This window comes from Bacteroides stercoris ATCC 43183 (assembly GCF_025147325.1).
GTDB classification, from domain to species: Bacteria; Bacteroidota; Bacteroidia; order Bacteroidales; family Bacteroidaceae; genus Bacteroides; species Bacteroides stercoris.
Window position 1 is genome coordinate 2,503,759 of the sequence record NZ_CP102262.1, and the last position, 20,322, is coordinate 2,524,080.

Sequence of the window (20,322 nt, forward strand, 5' to 3'; positions counted from 1 at the left end):
GATTATGCAGACAAAAAGAGAATGGACAACCATCCGGGAATATGAAGATATTCTTTTTGAATACTATAACGGAATTGCCCGTATCACCATCAACCGCGAACGCTACCGCAATGCGTTTACTCCGACCACTACCGCCGAAATGAGCGATGCCTTGCGCATCTGCCGTGAGGAAGCGGATATTGATGTGATTGTCATTACCGGAGCGGGCGACAAGGCTTTCTGCTCCGGAGGCGACCAGAATGTGAAAGGACGCGGCGGGTATATCGGTAAGGATGGCGTTCCCCGCTTGAGCGTATTGGACGTGCAGAAGCAAATCCGCAGCATCCCGAAACCCGTGATTGCCGCCGTAAACGGTTTTGCCATCGGTGGCGGACACGTGCTGCATGTGGTGTGCGACTTGTCCATCGCTTCCGAGAATGCTATCTTTGGTCAGACAGGTCCCCGTGTGGGAAGTTTCGATGCCGGATTCGGCGCATCTTACCTGGCTCGTGTGGTAGGTCAGAAGAAAGCGCGTGAAATCTGGTTCCTTTGCCGGAAATACAATGCGCAGGAAGCGTTGGAAATGGGCTTGGTCAACAAGGTAGTGCCTTTGGAGCAACTGGAAGACGAGTATGTGCAGTGGGCGGAAGAGATGATGCAGCTCAGTCCGCTGGCTTTGCGCATGATTAAGGCGGGGCTGAATGCGGAGCTGGACGGACAGTCGGGCATTCAGGAACTGGCAGGTGACGCTACCTTGCTCTATTATCTGACGGATGAAGCCCAGGAAGGCAAGAACGCATTTCTGGAGAAACGCAAGCCTAACTTCAAGCTGTATCCCAAATTCCCCTGACACCCGTAATGGACTGTAAGATAGAGATTATCCCCCGGTTGCTGCATTTCAAGCAGCCGGCGGGGACTTCCCGCGGGGTGTATACGACCCGGAAAGTGTGGTATCTTCATCTGACCTCTCCCGACTATCCGGGCAGGACGGGAATAGGAGAGTGCGCCCCGCTGCCTGCATTGAGCTGTGACGACCTTCCCGATTACGAGGATATACTTGCCGGGGCTTGCCGCCGGCTGGAACAGTGCGGGGGAGAACTGGATGCGGATGCCTTGCGCGACTATCCGTCCATCCTGTTCGGATTGGAAACTGCGCTCCGTCATCTCCTGACGGGCAGTTGGGCATTGTACGATACGGACTTCTCGCAAGGAAAGGCGGGGATTCCGATAAACGGGCTTATCTGGATGGGCAACTTTGACACGATGCTCTCCCGGATAGAGGAGAAAATGGCAGCCGGTTTCCGTTGTATCAAACTGAAAATCGGCGCTATCGGCTTTGAGGATGAGTTGGCTCTGCTTCGCCATATCCGTGCACATTTCTCTTCCAGGGAGATAGAATTGCGTGTGGATGCCAACGGCGCTTTCTCTCCGGCTGATGCGATGGAGAAACTGAAACGCCTGTCCGAACTGGAGCTGCACTCCATTGAACAGCCCATCCGTGCGGGGCAGTGGGAGGAAATGGCGCGTCTTGCTGCCGACTCTCCGCTGCCGATAGCCTTGGATGAAGAACTGATAGGCTGCAATACGCCGGAAGGGAAGCGGAAGCTGCTTTCGGCAATCAATCCGCAGTATATTGTTCTCAAACCTTCCCTGCACGGCGGGATATGCGGTGGTAACGAGTGGATTGCCGAAGCGGAAAAACGGCATATCGGCTGGTGGATTACTTCGGCTCTGGAGTCGAATATCGGCCTGAATGCAATAGCCCAATGGTGTGCCACCTTCGATAATCTGCTGCCTCAGGGGCTGGGTACAGGACTGCTTTTTACGGACAACGTGGAAATGCCTCTTGAGGTGAGGAAAGATTGTTTATGGTTTTGTAATGATGATATTTAAAGGTATCCGATGATATTCGACCGACAACGACAGCGTTTGCTGCTGCAAGGAAAGGAGTATACGGCCGGGGATATATCTCGGTTGGTGGCGGAGGGAGCGGAAAACTGCCCGCCCGCCTTGTGGGATTTGTATCTTTTTCTGGAGAAGTGGTTCGATGCCTCTCCAGTTATCACCGTCCATACGTCGGGCTCCACAGGCACGCCGAAAGGGCTGGTGGTGCGCAAGGACCGGATGATGCAGAGCGCCCGTCTCACTTGCGAGTTTCTGAACCTGCAAGCAGGAGATACCGCTTTGCTGTGTATGAACCTTCGTTATATAGGGGCTATGATGGTGGTGGTGCGTTCTTTGGTTGCGGGGCTGAATCTGATAGTGCGTCCTGCTTCCGGCCATCCTCTTTCGGATATAGAAGAACCGCTGAGATTTGCGGCGATGGTTCCTTTGCAGGTTTATAACACGCTCCGTGTTCCCGAAGAAAAGGCGCGGCTGGAGCAGACGGATATTCTGATTATCGGCGGCGGAGCGGTGGACGACAGTCTGGAGGCGAAAATGAGCGCTCTTCCCACGGCGGTCTATTCTACGTACGGCATGACGGAAACGTTGTCCCATATCGCATTGCGCCGTCTGAACGGAGATACCGCTTCCAAGCATTATTATCCTTTTCCCTCGGTCGAACTGTCCTTATCTGCTGAAAGTACGCTGGTTATTAAAGCTCCGCTGATTTGCGGGGAGGTCTTGCAGACCAATGACATTGCCTGCCTCTATCCCGATGGAAGTTTTACCATTGCAGGCCGGAAAGATAACGTTATCAATAGCGGTGGAATCAAGATACAGGCGGAGGAAATGGAGAAAAGACTACGGCCGTTTATCCCTGTACCGTTTGTAGTTACTTCTGTTCCCGATCCGCGTTTGGGGCAGGCGCTTACCTTGCTGATTGCCGGACAGGTGGATGTAAGAGAACTGGAGAGTAAGTTGCAGACGGTGCTGGACGCCTATCATCGTCCCAGACATATTTTTATGACAGAATCGATACCGCAAACGGAGAATGGTAAAACAGACCGTGCCGGATGCCGTATATTAGCTCGACAAATGAAAAAACTTCACCCTTTAATGTTTGCCGGAACCGGCAGCGATGTGGGCAAGAGCATTATAGCCGCTGCCTTTTGCCGCATTTTCAGGCAGGACGGATACCGGCCTGCTCCCTTCAAAGCGCAGAATATGGCGCTTAACTCGTATGCCACTCCCGAAGGACTGGAGATAGGACGTGCACAGGCCGTGCAGGCGGAAGCCGCCGGAGTGCCGTGCCATACAGACATGAATCCGTTACTGCTGAAACCCCAGTCGGACCGGACTTCGCAAGTGGTATTGAACGGTAAGCCTATCGGCAGTCGTGGTGCATACGACTATTTCCGCAAGGAAGGACGCGAGGAGTTGCGCAGGGAAGTATGTGCGGCGTATGACCGCCTTGCGCAGAAATATAATCCCATCGTATTGGAAGGTGCGGGCAGCATCTCCGAAATCAACCTGCGCGAGGTAGACCTCGTGAATCTGCCGATGGCAATGTATGCCGGTGCGGACGTGATTCTGGTAGCGGATATAGACCGTGGCGGGGTCTTTGCCAGTGTGTACGGTTCGGTAATGCTGCTTACTCCCGAAGAACGCAAGCATGTAAAAGGTATTCTTATCAATAAATTCCGGGGAGATATACGTCTCTTCGAGTCCGGCGTCAAAATGCTGGAAGAGCTTTGCGGAATTCCGGTGGTCGGGGTGGTTCCTTATTATAAGGATATCTATATCGAGGAAGAGGATTCGCTTGCCCTTGCCACCAAATCATTGCAGGCGGAGCAGGGTAAGGTGAATATAGCTGTGGTTCTGCTGCGCCACCTCAGCAACTTCACGGATTTCAATGTGCTGGAACGTGACCCGCGCGTGCATCTTTTCTATACCAACAACACCGACGAACTGGCGAAGGCGGATATCATCATCCTGCCCGGCAGCAAGAGTACCCTTGCCGACCTCTATGAATTGCGCCGCAACGGAGTGGCGCAAGCCGTCATCCGTGCCCATCGTGAGGGAACTGCCGTGTTGGGCATCTGCGGCGGCTATCAGTTGATGGGGCAGGAAGTACTCGACCCCGATCACGTGGAAGGGGAGATAGAACGGTTGCCCGGTCTTGGACTACTGCCCGTAAGTACACGAATGACGGGAGAAAAGGTGACGCGGCAGGTGAACTTCCAACTTCTTGAAAACTGCCGTGCCGCTGTTCCGCAAGGTAATTTTTCCCCTTCAATTTTCAACAACCAACCTTCAGCGCCCCACTTTCAGCTAAAAGGTTACGAGATTCACATGGGTAGTACCGTACCGGTGGAGGGAGCGTCCGCTTCTCCGCTAAATCGGTTGGAAAGCGGGCAATGTGACGGGTATATCGTGGACCGTACGTGCATGGGGACTTACATTCACGGCATTCTCGACAATCCGGAATTTATCGACTTCCTGCTCGAACCGTTTGCCGGTAAATTGTCGGAAGAGGCGGAAACGTTCAACTACCGGCAGTTTAAGGAAGAGCAGTATGACAAACTCGCCGACCATGTGCGGCAGCATGTCAACCTGCCGCTTATTTACAAGATATTGACGGACAACAATTAAAATCGGATAGAATATGATCGACGGACACGGAGACGATTCCTATAAATACAGCCGCCCGATAACGGCAAATTTCAGTTCCAACGTGTACAGCAAAGTGAATCTTTCCCGTTTGAAAGCTCATCTTTGCGAATGTATCGGGGAGATAGGCAATTACCCCGAACCCGAACCCTATACGTTGGAAGCCCGTATAGCTTCCCGCTGTCAGCTGCCGTCCGGAGCTGTTTGCGTAACGAATGGCGCAACGGAGGCCATATACCTTATTGCACAGACTTTCCGGGGTACGAATACAGCTATCCTGCAACCCACTTTCAGCGAATATGCGGATGCCTGCCGTATGCACGGACACCGGGTGAGTTCGCTTTATCAACTGCCGAAGGAGCAGGACGGGTATCGCCTGCCGGACGATGTGCGGATGCTGTGGCTCTGCAATCCCAACAATCCCACGGGAACGGTGGCCGGTAAAGAATATATGCGCGGATTGATTGAACATAATCCGCAGGTTTGTTTTATTATAGACCAGTCTTATGAGTTCTTTACGCTGTGTCCGCTTTTCTCTCCGGCAGAGGCGGCGGAGTATCCGAATGTACTCCTGCTGCATTCCATGACGAAAAGGTATGCGATTCCCGGTTTGCGGCTTGGATATGTAACGGGCAGTTCCGGTTTGCTGGAGCGGCTGCGCACCAACCGTATGCCGTGGTCGGTCAACCGGCTTGCCATTGAAGCAGGACTTTTCCTGTTGGAGAACGATGTGCCCGAACCGTTGGATGTGGCTGCTTATTTGCAGGAGACGGCGCGTCTGGGCAAGGCGCTTAAAGCCGTAGGCGGATTGGACGTTTGGGATACGCAGACGCATTTTATGCTGGTGCAGCTTCGCATGGGCAAGGCGTCTGCCTTGAAAGAGTATCTTGCCGGGGAGCATGGCATACTCATTCGGGATGCGTCCAACTTTGCGGGACTGGACGAGCACTTTTTCCGCATAGCCACACAGACACCGGAAGAGAACGACAGACTGGTGGCGGCGATAGAGGAATTTATGGCGGGGTAGAGCCGGCGTAATAGTAGAACCTGAGTGATAAACATTTTATGGAAGATATAATCATATTTTTAGGCATTGCTTTCAATCTGAACCTGCCGCTGCTTACGGCATGGCTGCTCGACCACTGGTTGGGCGATCCTGTCTGGCTGCCGCATCCTGTGGTGGCTTTCGGAAAGGCCATTTCGTTCTGTGAGCATCGTCTGAATAAGGGGAATGCCCGTTTTCTGAAAGGGGCTGTCATGTCGTTGGTACTGGTGGCAGGCGTTTATCTGCTTACATTGTTCCTGCTGCGTTGGGCAGCGCATTATTCTCCCGGTCTGCTTTTGACTTTGCAGGTGCTGCTCATCTTTTATTGCCTTGCGGGTACTACGCTGGTGCGAGAAGTCTGCGGGGTGTTTAAGGCTGTAGACCGTTCGTTGGAAGAAGGAAGGAAGCAGGTAGCCCGTATTGTGGGGCGCGACACTTCCGGACTTTCGGCGCAGGAAGTACGTACGGCGGCATTAGAGACGTTGGCAGAGAACCTGAGCGACGGCGTAATCGCTCCGCTGTTCTGGTATATGTTGCTGGGTGTGCCGGGTATGCTTGCCTATAAGATGATAAATACACTCGACTCCATGATAGGGTATAGGAATGAACGCTATCGTCGGTTCGGCTGTTTCGCGGCACGTCTGGACGATGTAGCCAACTATATCCCCGCCCGTCTGACGGCTTTTCTCATGGTGGCGGTTTCCGGCAGATTCCCGTTGCTGCTTTTTGTGGGGAAATACGGCAGCAAGCATGCCAGTCCCAATTCCGGCTATCCGGAAGCGGCGCTTGCCGGAATATTGGACTGCCGCTTCGGTGGTCCTCACAACTATTTTGGCGAGGAAGTGTGGAAACCTTATATCGGCGACAATAAACGGCCTTTGACAACCGAAGACATGAGGATTGCCGTGCGCATCAACCGCAGTGTGGAATGGATAATGGTAATCATCGTTGTTGCTACCGCTACCTGTATGTACGTTATTCCCTCATTCTTCTGAGTGCTAAAGGGTAATCCTGACGATACCGCCATAGGGTGTCAGTGCGCTGAATGCCTCTTCGGGTTTGATGATGCCGGCATATATCTGTGCGCAAATCAGGACGCCGCCGTGGGCAAAAACGGCCACCCGCTGGTAGGGCTTTCCTTTCAGCTCATCGAGAAAGTCGCTGACACGCCGGTACTGCATGGCGAACGACTCTCCGCCCGTAGCTGCTACATTCAAATAGTCGGCATACCACTCCTGTAGGCGCGGGTCGTCGTTGCGGTCGAAAGGTTTCATTTCCCAACTGCCGAAGTTTATTTCCATAATCCGTTTGTCACGTTCTGCATCCGGATAGCCGCAATAGGTGGCAAGGCGTACGCAGCGCGTAAGCGGACTGGTATATACATGGTCGAAAGGCAGAAAGGCTTTCAGGTTCTCTTGGGTAACGGCCGCTTCCTGTTCGAATGTCGGTTTCAGGGGAACATCCGTTTGTCCGTAGCATACGCCGGGCGGTACATCGACGGATGTGTGACGAATAAGTATAACTTCCATAATTTTTCAGATTAAATGTTTAGTGAAAATAAAAGGGAACCGAGACAAAGTCCGTAAGGAAATCGATTCCAAAACCTGCATAGACATATACCAATACAAGGCTGCCTATGTAGAATGCCAGTTCGCAAAGCAGGAAAGCCGCTCCGCAGCAATCACCCGTATATCCTTGCAGGCGGCGTTTCATAAGGCGGCACAGCAGTACGAATGCGAGCAGCGGGAAGAGGGTGGCAGGCCACATCTTTACCGGCAGGAGTAAGACGAAAGGAAGCAATCCGCAGATGAAGGCGGATATCAATTCCTGGCGACTCATGCGGTTGTACACGACTTTAGCCTTGCTGTCTTCTTCTTTTCGGGCGTATGGCAGGCAGTTAATGAGTTGGGATGCGCAGAACTTGCACCAGCAGTCGCCGCAGAAAACAAGGATACAAAGGAAATTCAGAGGCAGATTGCGCATCTGTAACAGCAATAGGAAATAGAATATCAGTCCGATAACTCCGTAGCTTCCTATATGGGAATCTTTCATGATGGCAAGCGTACGCTCGCGGGTGGTGCCGCCGCCGAACCCGTCCAGAAAGTCCGCTAACCCGTCTTCGTGCAGGCATCCCGTAACAAACAGGCGGGCGATGATGGCTATAATCCAGGCAAGGGATACGGGCAGTATCTGTCCGGTCAGCCAGAGAGTGCCTGCCATGATGCCGCCCGTCAGCCAGCCGGTTAGCGGCCAGTAGGGTACTACATGCTTGAAACATGCGGCGGGTACTTCCCTGATTTTCCAAAAGGGCAGTCGGGTGAAGAAGATAAATGCAGCCAGTATGTTCATTATATATAGGTATTGTCTATAAAATTAAAATATGGGTACTATCAACAAAGTTATATATGTTATCTATAAAATGGTTCTCTGCTTAGAGATGCCGTTTGAGGGGCTTCTTAAAAGTATTTGGTGATGGAAGCGTGTGCGAAGTTATCCATTTCATTAATCATGCGGACAGCCGATTCTATAATGGGATATGCACAGATAGCTCCCGTGCCTTCTCCGAGTCTTAATCCTAAGTGTAGCAATGGTTTGGCATTTAATGAGTCAAGTACAAGTTTATGCCCGCATTCATCTCCGCAATGTCCGAATACGGCATAATGCAGCACTTCGGGATACAGCTTGGCAGCGGCAAGGATACAGTTTGTCATGATGAAGCCGTCTACCAGAATAATCATTTTCAGCTCGGCGGCTTGCAGCATGGCGCCTACTGCCATAACCATTTCCAACCCGCCGAAGTAGCGGATGATGTCACGCGGCGAACCGTCTCCTTTGTAGTTGTCCAACGACTGTTTCAAGACTTCGTACTTATGGCGGATGCCTGCATCGTCCAGCCCGCTTCCCGCACCGACGCATTCTTTTAGCGGAATGCCGGTGAAGCAACTCATCCATAGGGAAGAAGAGGATGTGTTGCCTATCCCCATTTCCCCGAAACTGAGTATGTTACTGCCTTCTTCGCGGCAACGGAGCACCACTTCCGCACCCCGTTCCAGGCAAAGTTCCATTTCCGTTTCGGTCATTGCAGCTTCGTGCAGATAGTTGCGTGTGCCTTTGCGCACTTTCATATTGATGATTCCTTTTTCATAAGGCAGGTCATAATCAACTCCCGCATCCACTATCTTTAATGCAAATCCGTGCTGGCGGCACAGAAAATTGACGCCGGCACCTCCATGAAGGAAATTACTGATTTGTTGCCAGGTAATTTCTTTGGGTGAGAGGCTGACACCTTCCTCTACAATACCATGATCGGCAGCAAAGATGATATTCTGAGGATGTTGCAGAATGGGAGTCAGGTTTTGCTGGATGAGCCCTACCTGAAGCGCAAGGCTTTCCAGCATTCCCAAAGACCCTTTCGGCTTGGTCAGGTTATTGATTTTCTCAACCAGTGCCGGTCGTATAGCTTCATCCGGTCCTATTATATCAAATGTCTTCATAATTTTATATCTTATACTTCATTCTTATATTCCGTACTTATTCACATTTAATTTTTGTTGCAATCCCCGACACCATTAAAATCACTTCATCTGCCCGTGAAGCCACATACTGGTTCATCCAGCCTTGCATATCCGTAAACTTCCGTTGTATTTCGTTTTCGGATGTGCCGCCCATACCTATCTCGTTGGTGACAAATATAAATGTGGCATCCTGTGCTGTAAAGCGGTCGAATTCGGCTTTGGCTGCGGCAAGGGAACGGTCTGTATCGGCATCCAGGTCGAAAAAGAAATTGGTACACCACAACGTTATGCAGTCTATCAGTACGGTGCGTCCGGACAGCGAGTGGCGGCTCAGCTTTTTATCTTCTTCTATGTTTGTCCATTCCGGTCCGCGCCTTTCCTGATGGTGTATCACCCGTTTGCGGAATTCTTCATCCCATATACGTGCCGTAGCGAGGTAGACAGGGGTGGGCGAGAGGCTGAGCGCCAGCTTTTCCGCATAGGTACTTTTGCCCGAGCGTGCTCCACCGGTAATAAGTATGATTCGTCTCATTGGTTTGCTTGAAGTTTTTATGAAAGCAAATGTACATGATTTCTGCGGCAGTGGCAAGAATAGAGTATTTTTTTAGCGGTTTCGTTTTTTCTTTTTTAAAAGATTTCATTACCTTTGCCGATGTTTTCAGAATAAAGGGAAACGAAACCTGCGGCAATAGCTCAGTTGGTAGAGCATCAGCTTCCCAAGCTGAGGGTCACGAGTTCGAGCCTCGCTTGCCGCTCTCTTGAAAATCAAGCAGTTACAAATAAAGTAGCTGCTTATTTTTTTATATATGCTGAATAACATTCCGCTTTTAGACCCTTTTAAACCCTTTTAATCTTATCTTTGTATGCAAATTCTATGCAAATTTTCAGATTTGCATAAACTAAAAACATAGATATATGGCAACGGTTAAATTCTACCTTGATAAAAGAAGGCAAAAAAAAGATGGCACTTATCCGATAAAGTTGAATGTATTCCACAACAAACAAATAATGATAGCTACGCAGCTAAGTGCATCGGAAAAAGAATGGAATGGGAATGAATATTCTGTGCGTGCACAAAATTACAAGCCGAGGAATATAGTTGCCCGTGGAATAATAAACAAGGCGGAAACAGTAATATTTACTTTAGAGCAACAAGAAAAGTTGAAATCAACTACAGACAAAGCTTTGAAGAAGTTGATAGAGGACGCTATAAGTAGCAAGGTTGAAAATCAAAAGACGTTTCTCTATTATCTTGATGAATTCGTTTCCAAGAAAACCAATCAGGGGACTAAGTCTATATATACAACCACAAGAAACAAGATTGAGGAATACGATAGTCATTGTACTTTTGAGAGCATGGATAAGTCATGGCTGGAAAACTTTGAAGCGTGGATGGCAAAGACGATGAAGGTTAATGCCTACGCTATTCATTTACGGAACATACGTAGTGTATTCAACTACGCCATTGATGAGGAGTACACAACATTGTATCCATTCAGAAGATTTTCAATAAAGAAAGAGGAAACCCGAAAACGCAGCCTTACAGCAGAACAACTTAGGTTATTGAGAGATTATCCATGTGAGGAATACCAGATTAGATATAGGGATATGTTCATGCTCATGTTCTATCTCATAGGGGTAAATGCAGCCGATTTGTTCAACGCAAAACATTCTGCATTGGTAAATGGTCGTTTTGAATATAAAAGAGCTAAGACGGGGAAATTATACAGTATTAAAGTAGAACCGGAAGCGCAGGCTATAATTGAGAAATACAAAGGGAAGGATTATCTTCTTAATATAATGGACGAATACGGAAATTACAAGGATTTCCTACATCGTATGGGAATAGGGTTAAAACAGATTGGAGAGACAGAAAGGAAGGGATTGGGAGGGAAAAAGAGTAGAAATCCTTTATTCCCTGATTTGTCCTCATATTGGGCAAGACACACATGGGCCACGGTAGCGGCAGAACTCGATGTCCCCAAAGAGGTAATCGCCCACGCGCTTGGGCATAGTTGGGCGAACAGTACAACAACCGACATCTATATCCGTTTCGATATGAAAAAAGTTGATGAAGCGAATAGAAAGGTCATTGATTTCGTGAACAATATCAATGTGTAAACATATCATTATAAATACAATAAAATGTTAATATAAAGATACCCTTCTATATCTATAATATGTTGATTATTAGTTGGTAATGTGCATGTTATTTTTATTATATCATCCTTTTAGGTGCTTTTGTCACCTTTTAGTTCCTTTTAACGACAGTATGAAAAGTAAATATTAAAGATTGTTCCTTTTCTCCGATTGTGCAAAAAAACATTCCTACTTTTACCCGTGTAACAAGTACGGGATGTTACTAGACATTGATTAAACATTCTCCTTATGGAGTTTATATATGATTGCCTCGTAGTAGCTCGTACCTATTACGGGGCTTTCTATTTAAAGCCAGTATACAATCGGTCATGACGCTGTGTGTGCACCTCTGACCGATGAAGGAACCTTGTAGAGGGCTGTGAAAACGGGGCGGGAAACCGCAGGAAGTACGATGCAAGGAAGCACTTAGAGGATGCTTGTACGGGTGTCACCCCACCTAAAACCTCGAAGCGGATGCAGGTTGATGTCATTCGCCCCTTGAAAGGCTCGGTCGTTATACGGGAGTTTGGAACCATTCAAGAGGAAAGTCCGTTGGCCGTTTGGCTCAATACGTCCAGGTGAAATCGGACTGCCAAATCGCCTAAAGGACACTCTATACCCACGTGGCTGGTGTTGCCGAGAATTTGGGTTGAGTGTATAACCAATAAGCCATGATTAAGAACATTAAAATATGCGCTATGATTGCAATATATTTTTATTATCTTTGCAAAAGCATGTCAAGTGGCATGCTTCCCATACTAACGAAAAGACATGAAAGGACTTACAATCAAACAAGAGAATTTTTGCAACTACTACATCGAAAGTGGCAATGCTTCTGATGCTTATCGTCGTGCCTATTCGTCCAAGAAGATGAAAGACAAACAAGTGTGGGAAGAATCTTGCAAGTTGTTGTCCAACCCAAAGGTAGCCCAAAGGGTCAAAGAGTTGCAGGAGGAACAAAAAAACAAATCGGATATAACTAAAGAACGCATTCTACAAGAATTGTCCGGTATAGCTTTCTCATCCATTGCCAGCATGCACAACACATGGATAGAGCGTAAAGAATTTGATGAACTCTCTGACAAAGAGAAATCAGCAATAAAAAGTATATCTACCAAGATATTGAAAAAAAATATCGGAACAAGTGATGCTCCGGAAATTGTAGATGTTGAATATGTGAAGATAGAACTTTATGATAAGATAAAGGCTATTGAGCGTATATGTAAAATGCTTGGGTTTGATGAGCCTACCGAAATAGAGATGAATACCAGCAAACCCATAAGTGTCGAGGAAGCAAAGAAACTGATAGAAAGGCTATGATGGACGGTGTACGGTATCTACAAGCATTTTGTATGTCGGGCGTTCTCAATTACACAAAATTTTTCTTTAAAAGTAAAACAGGGCGCAAATTTGTGGTGAGCAGACACCATGAACGCATATGTAATGCGTTGGATGATGTTATTTCCGGAAAAATTCAAAAACTGATAATCAATATTGCACCACGATATGGAAAGACCGAATTAGCCGTAAAGAACTTTATATCATACGGATTGGCACTCAACCCTTCCTCAAAGTTTGTCCATCTCTCATATTCTGACGATTTGGCTCACGATAATTCAGAAGAGATTAGAGACATAGTTAAATCAGAAGAGTATCAACAGCTGTTCCCGTATGTCCAGATAAAGAGAGGCACAGACAGCAAAAAGAAGTGGAGTACCACTGCTGGCGGTGGTGTATATGCGGTATCAACAGGTGGACAGATAACGGGATTTGGCGCTGGAGAGGTGGACGATATAGATGATAAAGAAACAGAAAAAGAAATAGATAGCATATTAAAGGGGGCAAGGTTTTCCGGCGCCATTGTCATAGACGACCCTATTAAGCCGGAGGACGCTTTGTCTGACGTGAAAAGGGAAAAGGTTAACCAACGCTTTGAAACTACTATCCGTAACCGAGTGAACAGCCGAAACACCCCGATTGTAATAATCATGCAGCGCCTGCATGAGAATGATTTGTGCGGCTATCTTATGAAAACAGAGCCAGGGCAATGGACTGTTCTTTCATTGCCGGTCATAGAAAAAGAAGCGGACGGGAAAGAATTTCCTTTGTGGGAATTTAAACACACATTGGATGAATTGCATAATCTCAATAGAATAAATCCATTCGTCTTTGAAACACAATATATGCAGAACCCTACACCTATAGAAGGTCTCATGTACGGTACATTCAAGACTTATAGGGAAATACCATATACCAACCGTGCCATTCGGAAAAATTATACCGATACCGCAGATACGGGCAGTGACAGATTATGTTCCATAGATTATGTGGATACAGAAATAGGCAACTTTATTTTAAGCATACTATATACGGACGCTCCTATGGAGGTTACGGAACCGCAAGTTGCAGCTTTGCTTGCCAAAGATAGAGTAACCATAGCTAACATTGAAAGCAATAACGGTGGACGTGGTTTTGCCCGAAACGTAGAGCGGCAATCACGGATAATGGGCAATAATGAAACAGAAATAAAATGGTTTCATCAGTCGGGGAATAAGGAAGTTCGAATATTTACCCGCTCCGCTGAGGTTATGAATCTTACATATATGCCGGAAGGTTGGGAAGTGCTCTTTCCTGAATTTTATGCAGAGATAAAATCTTTTAGGAAGTTCGGAAAAAACGCACATGATGATGGGGCAGATGCTCTTACCGGAACCGTAGAAAAACGCGGAGATTTTGAATATGACAGCTATGAGGCGGCGACAGTCGCATTTTCCGGCATTCCAATTGTAGAAATACATCCACTGCTTAATGGGCGTTTTCTGTATGCGAAAGCGTATGTTGTACATGATACAATATATGTGGACGATGCGTATATAGGAGAATTGATTCCCATCAAAGAAATCGCCGCGCTGGTCGCTGGTGCCGATGTAAACATTGAGACTTCGCAGGCGATGCTTCATTATATACGCGATTATAGGGCTGAAATAGGTGATGTGTGGGCAAGGCAAGAAAATACAGGGAAACTTTCTTATATTGAAGCATTTAAGGGGCTAATTCGAGATTTTAAATTCAAGAGAGATAATAAAATGTCCTTATTTATGCGTAATCTAATGGACTATGACGGCAAAGATGTCTATGAAGCAATGTATGTATTGTGCTGTATAGCGGATAGAGTAAAAAGAAAATCAAAAAAATAATCATAAAAATGCTGTTTGTTATTTGGAATTAGTCTAAATAATATATATATTTGCACACGTAGGGTCACTACAAGCGTGTGAAGTTGCACGCAACCGTATTAATGGACTAAAACACTAAATATATGGGAGTGGCCGCATTTATTTGCTGTCACTCCTGCTTTGTATATGGGCATATTTACTAAATTTTGGAAGCCAGAGAATAAAAAGTCTATTCCGATGTATGATAATGTAAATCGGGTAGAAAGAGATGCAGCAGGAAACTACTGGTTTTTGTCCGATTTGTTTGGAAGGCGTTCCAAATGGAAAGTATATTATGACATGACTGACAATTTGGATAAAGCCGGAGCGCTTGTTTCCTGTACGCCTTTCTTCACTGTAGTTGATAAAATCGGTTCTATGATGTCCCGTGGTATTCCTTATGTGGTAGATAAGGATGGAAATGAAAAAAGGACATTTGCCGATATACGTAATATACTCAACGCTCCCAATCCGCTGCAAACATTCTCTTCATTTGTAAAGCAAATTGAAATATGTCTTAAGGTATTCGGCTATTGTCCAATTGTTCTTGTTAGAGCGACAAAAACAAGCACTCCTAAGGCAATGTGGATAATTCCACCTGAGATTTTCCATATGGAAGGAACCGGTAAGGTGTTTCGCCAATACGAACTGAAAAATATTATATCAAGTGTATATATAGACTGTAACGGAACTCGATTAGAGTTGGAGGACTATGAATATCTTGTAATATATGACAGCAATATAGTAATAAATAGCGGTGCGACTGCTGATGTCAAATTTGAGTCCGTTTCAGATAGCCTTTCCCAGCCTATATCAAACTGGGTAGCTTCTATGTCTGCAAGCCATACATTGCTTGTAAATGGTGGTCCTAAAGGCGTGCTCTATAATGATTATACTGACCAGATGGGAAATGTTGCCCTTTCCTCGGAAGATGAAAAGGATATAAAGGACAGATTTAAACGTGATTATGGCTTAGTAAACAAGGAATATCCCATTTTGGTGACACGTTACAAATTAGGATGGCTTCCTCTTGATTTTAATGCTGATGAATTAAAACTTCATGAAGAGGATAAGAGGTGTACAGATAAGATTGCCAATGCAATGGGCATAAATGCCAATCTTTTTACGGATGCCAAATACGACAACCTTGAAAGTGCCGGGAAAAAGGCTTATCAGGACGTAATCATTCCAGATAGCCGAAAGATAGCAGAATGTCTTTCAAAAGCCATATGTCCGGAAGGTGTTTTTATTAAGATTGATTTTACAGATGTTGAATGCCTTCAAACCAATAAGGAGACAGAAGCCAATACATTGGTTAAAGTTGCTGATGCCTTACAGAGATTGATAGATAAGTCTTTGATAACACATGATGAGGCACGTATAGAAGTTGCAAGATACATAGATATTGACCCGGATAATCCAAAAGGAGATTTTGATAGCAATGCAGCAAGCAGTGCATCTGTTGAAAATAACGTCAATAACAGTAAGGAAAATGGAAACAATGACAAATAAATACAAAGATAAGATGGGGATGCAGTATAAATTGTTCTCCATAAACTCAAAGGATGTCCAATACAGCCCCGAAAGCCGGACTATCAGCGGATACGCTGCTGTATTCGGAAACGTGGATAAGGCTCATGATATTCTATTGAAAGGTTGCTTTTCAAAAAGTATCAATGAAAGAGGGCCGCAAAGCCAGGCAAATGACAAAATTATACTCCTTTGGATGCACGACATGTCAGAGCCTTTGGGATTTATTACAGAATTGAAAGAAGATGATAGAGGGCTTTATTTTGAGGCGCGCATAGATGAGATTGAACTTGGAGATAGGGCCATAAAACAACTTGAGTCAGGCACGCTTAATCAATTCTCTATTGGCTATGAATATGTATGGGAGAATTGCGAATGGGATTACGAAAAACAAGCTCTGATTGTTAGAGAGGTTAAGCTGTATGAAATATCGGTAGTATCAATTGGCTGTAATGGAGAAACTGAGTATTTGGGGTTGAAGTCAATTGAAGACTACGAAAACGCTTATAAGGATTTAAGCGGTGAAATTTCCTTGTTATGTAAAAATATGAGTACAACCAAGCAACAGCGTTTGCAAAAAATTATAGCCAAAGCAATGTCACTTGCATCTTTTAGGCCGGACGGTGTTATACCTGCTCCACCCAAAGGGATGGAAGCCGGCAGTAATGGCAAAACGGAAGAAAAATCATTATGTAATTTATTAAAACTAAAATCGGTATGAAATTAGGATTTTTAGAACTTATGGACACATCCGGCTTGTCCGAAGAAAACAAGAAGTTTTTTGAATCTTTGGACGAAAAAATGGGAGAAGCCTTTGAAAAACAAGTGAAAGGCTATCTTGCGGATGAAGTGAAATTGGAAGATTTGCGTAAATCCATAAAGGATGCCGCTGATTCCATAAATGACATCAAGGAAAAGGATTTTGCCGGCATTGACAAAAAGACTTTTGAGGAGAAGGTTAATGAATTGGAGAATGCCATTTTACGTGTAAAGGCTTCTACCGAAGTAGGTAAAAACGGGGAGGTAAAGATTAAATCTGTTTATGAGCAGCTACACGAACAGCTCAAGGAGTATATTGCTGCGGACAAGAAGGGCGTTATGTCTCTTGATTTGAAATCGGCTTGTCAGTCGGCTCCCGGCAATAAGTTGGGATTAAATCTTGTGCTGGAAAAGAAAGACGCTGCAACTATTACTTCCGGGTCCCTTGCTCCGCATTACGGACTTGAGGTTGACCCAAATTTATCAGTCAATCCGAGAGCGCAAACCGTCATTAGAAAATATGCAAATGTATCAAGCACAAATAATAGGGCTTTGGTTTATGCGGAATATACAAGCAAGGACGGAGATGCTGCATGGGTTCCTGAAGGTGGGCTAAAGCCTTTGATGGATGCGACATTGACAGAAAAAACAATAACCGCTGCCAAAGTGGCTATTGCTGCTAAATTTACAGAGGAAACGCTGTCGGATTTTCCCAGCTTCGTCAATGAAGTTGAAACGGAAATGGTAAATAAACTTGGAATCAAAGAAGAGCAGGGAATTTTGTCAGGCAATGGCTCTGGTGGAGAAATAAAAGGCGTTGCATCGGATATGCCGGCATTCTCTCTCTCTACTTTCTATGTTGAGAAGCCAAATATGTTTGATGCTCTTGTGGCTGGATATTCGCAAATTGTATCCACCAGCGAAATGGCTTATCGTCCGAACCTTGTACTGATGAACCCATTGGATTACGCGTCCATGCAGTTGGCTAAGGATGCTAACGGTCAATATCTCCGCCCATTCCGATATGGAGATGAATTGATTCAGGGATTGCGTGTAGAAACGACCACAGCAGTAAAACAAGGAGATTTCATCATGGGTGATTTCTCATACTTGAACATTCGTGACTTGTGGGAATTGTCTATTACCTTAGGATGGGAGAATGACGATTTCCGCAAGAATATCGTGACTGTAATCGCAGAGAAGAGGCTGATGTGTTATATCAAGTCGCAATATAAGACCGCATTTGTAAAGGACACATTCTCTACTGTAATAGAAGGTATCACTCAAGAAGCATAAGGAGAATAATTATGGGAAAAGAATATAGAATAAACCTGACTAAGCGTTATAACGTAACATTTGTCAAGGATGGTGTGAAGTATAAAACAGGCGATGAAGTTTCAGTCGGAATGGCTCTTGCGAGCAAGTTTTATGCCGAGGGTAAAATTGAAGCGACAAACGAACTGATTAATGATGCCAGAGCGTTGGGTTGCGAGGAGTTGTTCACTAAACGTAAATCTGCGAAAAAAGATACGGTATGATAATTGACTACGAATCTTTCACCGGGTTGCTGAGTGTCGGGATAAATCCTGACACTGGCGCTCCCTCTATAACAAGAGATGCGGAGTTGGGCAAAATAGAATCATATATTTCCGTATATGAACAGGAATATTTGATTCGTATACTTGGTGAGGATATGTGTAAGGCTTTTACCGATTATCTTAACTCAAAAGAAGATAGCGTTGATGATAAATGGGATAGGCTGCTTGCTATTTTATCAGAAAAATACAGCCCTATTGCTTGCTATATATTTTTCAAGTATATAGCGGACGGTAATTACAGCGTAACAAATGTTGGAACAGTAACCTCTGCCAATGGAGATGCTGTTTCTCCACAAGTTTTGCAAATTAGGGCATGGAATGATATGGTAAATATGAACAAGCGTGTTTATAAACTTTTGCAAGGAAAGGAATATGCTGGTGTATGTTTCAATCCATGTATGTTGCGTAAAATAAACTGTATGGGAATATGAAGCCGGTAAATGATATATTTGCGGACATTGTAAAAAAGGTATCGAAAAGATACGGAAGCAATGTGTCGTTTTTATTCGGAGACTGGGCCTACATAAGCAATCAATTAACTTTATGGGGTAAAAGTCCCAAGACAAGTAAATTGAAGTTTCCTATAATATGTCTTTATTCTCCGTTCACGGAAGATAGAAGTTCTGCCGAGACTGAGGTTAGCCTGGAGTTTATTATTATGGTAAACACTTTGAAAAGGTATTCGAATGAAGACCGGCAAAAGACTTCCTTTGAGCAGGTATTGCGACCTATATACAATATTTTCTTGGATGAAATCAAGAAAGACATAAACATTGTCCGTAGTTACAATGATGTGGTTCCACATTCCTACATTGAAAACTACAGATATGGCAGGGTTGGGGTAATAGGAGAAGACGGGAAACCATTCAGTGATTTTATTGATGCTATCGAGATGAAAAATGTAAATTTAACCATTAAAGAAGTAAAATGTTATGGCAACAGATTATAGAAAGTGTCCGGGCGTTGCAACTTTTAATACGGGTAGCTCCGTGTGTGTGCTTGACCCCGGTAAAATAAAAGCTATCATACTGACTATTCACGGTCATAAGATACCTACAGAGAAAACAGCGGAAGCCTTTGAAAAGGCTTGCCATGCAGACCGTCCGGGAAGAATATTCCCTATCAAAACGATTGTGGAATATGCACCTTCCGGTGGAGAGGCGCAAACTTCCGCTACGGGATACGGCCCTGCTAAAATCACAAGCTATTCAGCTAAAAATGATGTATGGACTTTGCAGGACTACGATGCCAGCTTGAAAGCAAACATCATGGTGGCAAAGAATGTGGCATTTGATGCTTATTTTGTAGATGAGAACAACGTCATTTACGGAATGAATGACGGTACGAAAGATTTGGCGGGCATTCCACTGTCCGGCGTTTATCCGGGCGGTCAGGACTGGGATTCTTCTGGCACAGAAGCCAACTTGACTATCGCAACCATGTTCAAGGATTACGAAAAGTATATTAAGAACGCGGATGTGAGAGCTTATGATTTTGATGTCGTTGACGCATTGAAAGGATTGGTATATGTTGATTTGGTATCAACAGAATCAAACAAGTATAAATTGATTGAGCACTTCGGAAATTTGGATATTACGGAGTATTACGGTGAATTACTGGCAAAGAATGCAGAAAAAGTGTTGGACGGGGCGACAAGTGCTTCTTATGCTAACGGGGTCATTACTACCGTTGGCGAGGACTCCGTTACCCTTGCATCTCCCTCTGTATTGCAAGAAGCTGGAATTACGGGTATTGAGGCTTGGACATGATAGTAGAAGGTGTAACATTCAATGAGGAGAGGGTGAGAAATATGAAGAAGAGAGACTTCATAAACACACATAAGAATGTGTTTTTTCTTGACCGACCGCCCGAAGAAAGGGAGAAAACCCTTTCGTCCATCTACGATGATATAGCATCTTCCGGTGCGGCAAGACAGAAAAAAGATGATTGTATATTATGATGGTGGTATCGTTTAATTGGGGGCGTTC

At 45.4% G+C, this 20,322-nt stretch carries 19 protein-coding genes and 1 tRNA gene; 16 read left to right on the forward strand and 4 right to left on the reverse strand.

Going from position 1 to position 20,322, the window contains the following annotated elements; translation table 11 throughout:
• Positions 1-4 precede the first annotated feature (4 nt).
• The 5 genes from menB to cbiB are packed head-to-tail and all read left to right on the forward strand — an operon-like array spanning position 5 to position 6,573.
• Entirely contained in the window at positions 5-829 is an 825-nt protein-coding gene (gene menB, locus NQ565_RS10250) for a 1,4-dihydroxy-2-naphthoyl-CoA synthase (protein ID WP_005653228.1), read from the forward strand.
• A gap of 8 nt (positions 830-837) precedes the next feature.
• A complete protein-coding gene (locus tag NQ565_RS10255) occupies positions 838-1,872 on the forward strand; it encodes an o-succinylbenzoate synthase (protein ID WP_005653226.1) in 1,035 nt (344 codons plus the stop codon).
• Positions 1,873-1,881: 9 nt separating this feature from the next.
• Entirely contained in the window at positions 1,882-4,515 is a 2,634-nt protein-coding gene (locus tag NQ565_RS16975) for a cobyric acid synthase (RefSeq protein ID WP_005653225.1), read from the forward strand.
• Between the two features lie 13 nt (positions 4,516-4,528).
• Entirely contained in the window at positions 4,529-5,560 is a 1,032-nt protein-coding gene (locus NQ565_RS10270; RefSeq protein ID WP_005653224.1) for a threonine-phosphate decarboxylase, read from the forward strand.
• Positions 5,561-5,598: 38 nt separating this feature from the next.
• Positions 5,599-6,573, forward strand: a complete 975-nt coding sequence (cbiB, locus tag NQ565_RS10275) for an adenosylcobinamide-phosphate synthase CbiB (RefSeq protein WP_005653222.1) — start codon at positions 5,599-5,601, stop codon at positions 6,571-6,573.
• Between the two features lie 3 nt (positions 6,574-6,576).
• On the opposite strand, the gene cobC is transcribed toward cbiB, so the two are convergent.
• From cobC to cobU, 4 genes are all read right to left on the reverse strand, one after another.
• Positions 6,577-7,107: an alpha-ribazole phosphatase gene (cobC, locus tag NQ565_RS10280; RefSeq protein WP_005653220.1), complete on the reverse strand. Its 531-nt coding sequence runs from the start codon at positions 7,105-7,107 to the stop codon at positions 6,577-6,579.
• Positions 7,108-7,126: 19 nt separating this feature from the next.
• Complete coding sequence (locus tag NQ565_RS10285) at positions 7,127-7,927, reverse strand: adenosylcobinamide-GDP ribazoletransferase (RefSeq protein WP_005653219.1); 801 nt, start codon at positions 7,925-7,927, stop codon at positions 7,127-7,129.
• Positions 7,928-8,034: 107 nt separating this feature from the next.
• Positions 8,035-9,072 (reverse strand): nicotinate-nucleotide--dimethylbenzimidazole phosphoribosyltransferase, encoded by a 1,038-nt coding sequence (gene cobT / locus NQ565_RS10290; RefSeq protein WP_005653218.1) that lies wholly within the window; start codon positions 9,070-9,072, stop codon positions 8,035-8,037.
• 37 nt (positions 9,073-9,109) lie between these two features.
• Positions 9,110-9,625: a bifunctional adenosylcobinamide kinase/adenosylcobinamide-phosphate guanylyltransferase gene (cobU, locus tag NQ565_RS10295; protein WP_005653216.1), complete on the reverse strand. Its 516-nt coding sequence runs from the start codon at positions 9,623-9,625 to the stop codon at positions 9,110-9,112.
• 150 nt (positions 9,626-9,775) lie between these two features.
• Between cobU and NQ565_RS10300 the strand changes: the two genes are divergently transcribed.
• The 11 genes from NQ565_RS10300 to NQ565_RS10350 all read left to right on the forward strand — a co-directional run bounded on the left by NQ565_RS10300 (position 9,776) and on the right by NQ565_RS10350 (position 20,103).
• A tRNA-Gly gene (locus NQ565_RS10300) sits at positions 9,776-9,848 on the forward strand.
• 160 nt (positions 9,849-10,008) lie between these two features.
• Positions 10,009-11,214, forward strand: coding sequence for a site-specific integrase (locus tag NQ565_RS10305; protein WP_005653215.1), 1,206 nt, complete (start codon positions 10,009-10,011; stop codon positions 11,212-11,214).
• 789 nt (positions 11,215-12,003) lie between these two features.
• Positions 12,004-12,552 (forward strand): terminase small subunit, encoded by a 549-nt coding sequence (locus tag NQ565_RS10310; protein WP_005653213.1) that lies wholly within the window; start codon positions 12,004-12,006, stop codon positions 12,550-12,552.
• Entirely contained in the window at positions 12,549-14,429 is a 1,881-nt protein-coding gene (terL, locus tag NQ565_RS10315) for a phage terminase large subunit (protein WP_005653211.1), read from the forward strand. Before NQ565_RS10310 ends, terL begins: the two co-directional genes overlap by 4 nt.
• Positions 14,430-14,645: 216 nt before the next feature.
• Complete coding sequence (locus NQ565_RS10320) at positions 14,646-15,959, forward strand: phage portal protein (protein ID WP_074713730.1); 1,314 nt, start codon at positions 14,646-14,648, stop codon at positions 15,957-15,959.
• Entirely contained in the window at positions 15,940-16,698 is a 759-nt protein-coding gene (locus NQ565_RS10325; RefSeq protein ID WP_005653206.1) for an HK97 family phage prohead protease, read from the forward strand. Before NQ565_RS10320 ends, NQ565_RS10325 begins: the two co-directional genes overlap by 20 nt.
• On the forward strand, positions 16,695-18,032 hold the full coding sequence (locus tag NQ565_RS10330; protein ID WP_005653204.1) for a phage major capsid protein: 1,338 nt from the start codon (positions 16,695-16,697) through the stop codon (positions 18,030-18,032). Before NQ565_RS10325 ends, NQ565_RS10330 begins: the two co-directional genes overlap by 4 nt.
• A gap of 11 nt (positions 18,033-18,043) precedes the next feature.
• Positions 18,044-18,274, forward strand: coding sequence for a hypothetical protein (locus NQ565_RS10335; RefSeq protein ID WP_005653202.1), 231 nt, complete (start codon positions 18,044-18,046; stop codon positions 18,272-18,274).
• Positions 18,271-18,765 (forward strand): hypothetical protein, encoded by a 495-nt coding sequence (locus tag NQ565_RS10340; protein WP_005653199.1) that lies wholly within the window; start codon positions 18,271-18,273, stop codon positions 18,763-18,765. Before NQ565_RS10335 ends, NQ565_RS10340 begins: the two co-directional genes overlap by 4 nt.
• Entirely contained in the window at positions 18,762-19,283 is a 522-nt protein-coding gene (locus tag NQ565_RS10345; RefSeq protein WP_005653198.1) for a hypothetical protein, read from the forward strand. The genes NQ565_RS10340 and NQ565_RS10345 overlap by 4 nt, the downstream gene beginning before the upstream one ends.
• Positions 19,267-20,103 carry a hypothetical protein gene (locus NQ565_RS10350; RefSeq protein ID WP_005653197.1) on the forward strand — a complete coding sequence of 279 codons (837 nt, stop codon included), beginning with the start codon at positions 19,267-19,269 and terminating at the stop codon, positions 20,101-20,103. The genes NQ565_RS10345 and NQ565_RS10350 overlap by 17 nt, the downstream gene beginning before the upstream one ends.
• Positions 20,104-20,322: the final 219 nt, after the last annotated feature.

Excerpts from the sequence above, each read along its gene's own strand:
- cobU (WP_005653216.1), bottom strand. The coding sequence starts at position 9,625 with ATGAGACGAATCATACTTATTACCGGTGGAGCACGCTCGGGCAAAAGT.
- NQ565_RS10340 (WP_005653199.1), top strand. The coding sequence starts at position 18,271 with ATGATAATTGACTACGAATCTTTCACCGGGTTGCTGAGTGTCGGGATA.
- menB (WP_005653228.1), top strand. The coding sequence starts at position 5 with ATGCAGACAAAAAGAGAATGGACAACCATCCGGGAATATGAAGATATT.
- cobC (WP_005653220.1), bottom strand. The coding sequence starts at position 7,107 with ATGGAAGTTATACTTATTCGTCACACATCCGTCGATGTACCGCCCGGC.
- NQ565_RS10350 (WP_005653197.1), top strand. The coding sequence starts at position 19,267 with ATGGCAACAGATTATAGAAAGTGTCCGGGCGTTGCAACTTTTAATACG.
- NQ565_RS10335 (WP_005653202.1), top strand. The coding sequence starts at position 18,044 with ATGGGAAAAGAATATAGAATAAACCTGACTAAGCGTTATAACGTAACA.
- NQ565_RS10270 (WP_005653224.1), top strand. The coding sequence starts at position 4,529 with ATGATCGACGGACACGGAGACGATTCCTATAAATACAGCCGCCCGATA.
- NQ565_RS10285 (WP_005653219.1), bottom strand. The coding sequence starts at position 7,927 with ATGAACATACTGGCTGCATTTATCTTCTTCACCCGACTGCCCTTTTGG.
- NQ565_RS10320 (WP_074713730.1), top strand. The coding sequence starts at position 14,646 with ATGTATGATAATGTAAATCGGGTAGAAAGAGATGCAGCAGGAAACTAC.
- NQ565_RS10325 (WP_005653206.1), top strand. The coding sequence starts at position 15,940 with ATGGAAACAATGACAAATAAATACAAAGATAAGATGGGGATGCAGTAT.
- NQ565_RS10345 (WP_005653198.1), top strand. The coding sequence starts at position 18,762 with ATGAAGCCGGTAAATGATATATTTGCGGACATTGTAAAAAAGGTATCG.
- NQ565_RS10310 (WP_005653213.1), top strand. The coding sequence starts at position 12,004 with ATGAAAGGACTTACAATCAAACAAGAGAATTTTTGCAACTACTACATC.
- NQ565_RS10330 (WP_005653204.1), top strand. The coding sequence starts at position 16,695 with ATGAAATTAGGATTTTTAGAACTTATGGACACATCCGGCTTGTCCGAA.
- NQ565_RS10305 (WP_005653215.1), top strand. The coding sequence starts at position 10,009 with ATGGCAACGGTTAAATTCTACCTTGATAAAAGAAGGCAAAAAAAAGAT.
- NQ565_RS10255 (WP_005653226.1), top strand. The coding sequence starts at position 838 with ATGGACTGTAAGATAGAGATTATCCCCCGGTTGCTGCATTTCAAGCAG.
- NQ565_RS16975 (WP_005653225.1), top strand. The coding sequence starts at position 1,882 with ATGATATTCGACCGACAACGACAGCGTTTGCTGCTGCAAGGAAAGGAG.
- terL (WP_005653211.1), top strand. The coding sequence starts at position 12,549 with ATGATGGACGGTGTACGGTATCTACAAGCATTTTGTATGTCGGGCGTT.
- cobT (WP_005653218.1), bottom strand. The coding sequence starts at position 9,072 with ATGAAGACATTTGATATAATAGGACCGGATGAAGCTATACGACCGGCA.
- cbiB (WP_005653222.1), top strand. The coding sequence starts at position 5,599 with ATGGAAGATATAATCATATTTTTAGGCATTGCTTTCAATCTGAACCTG.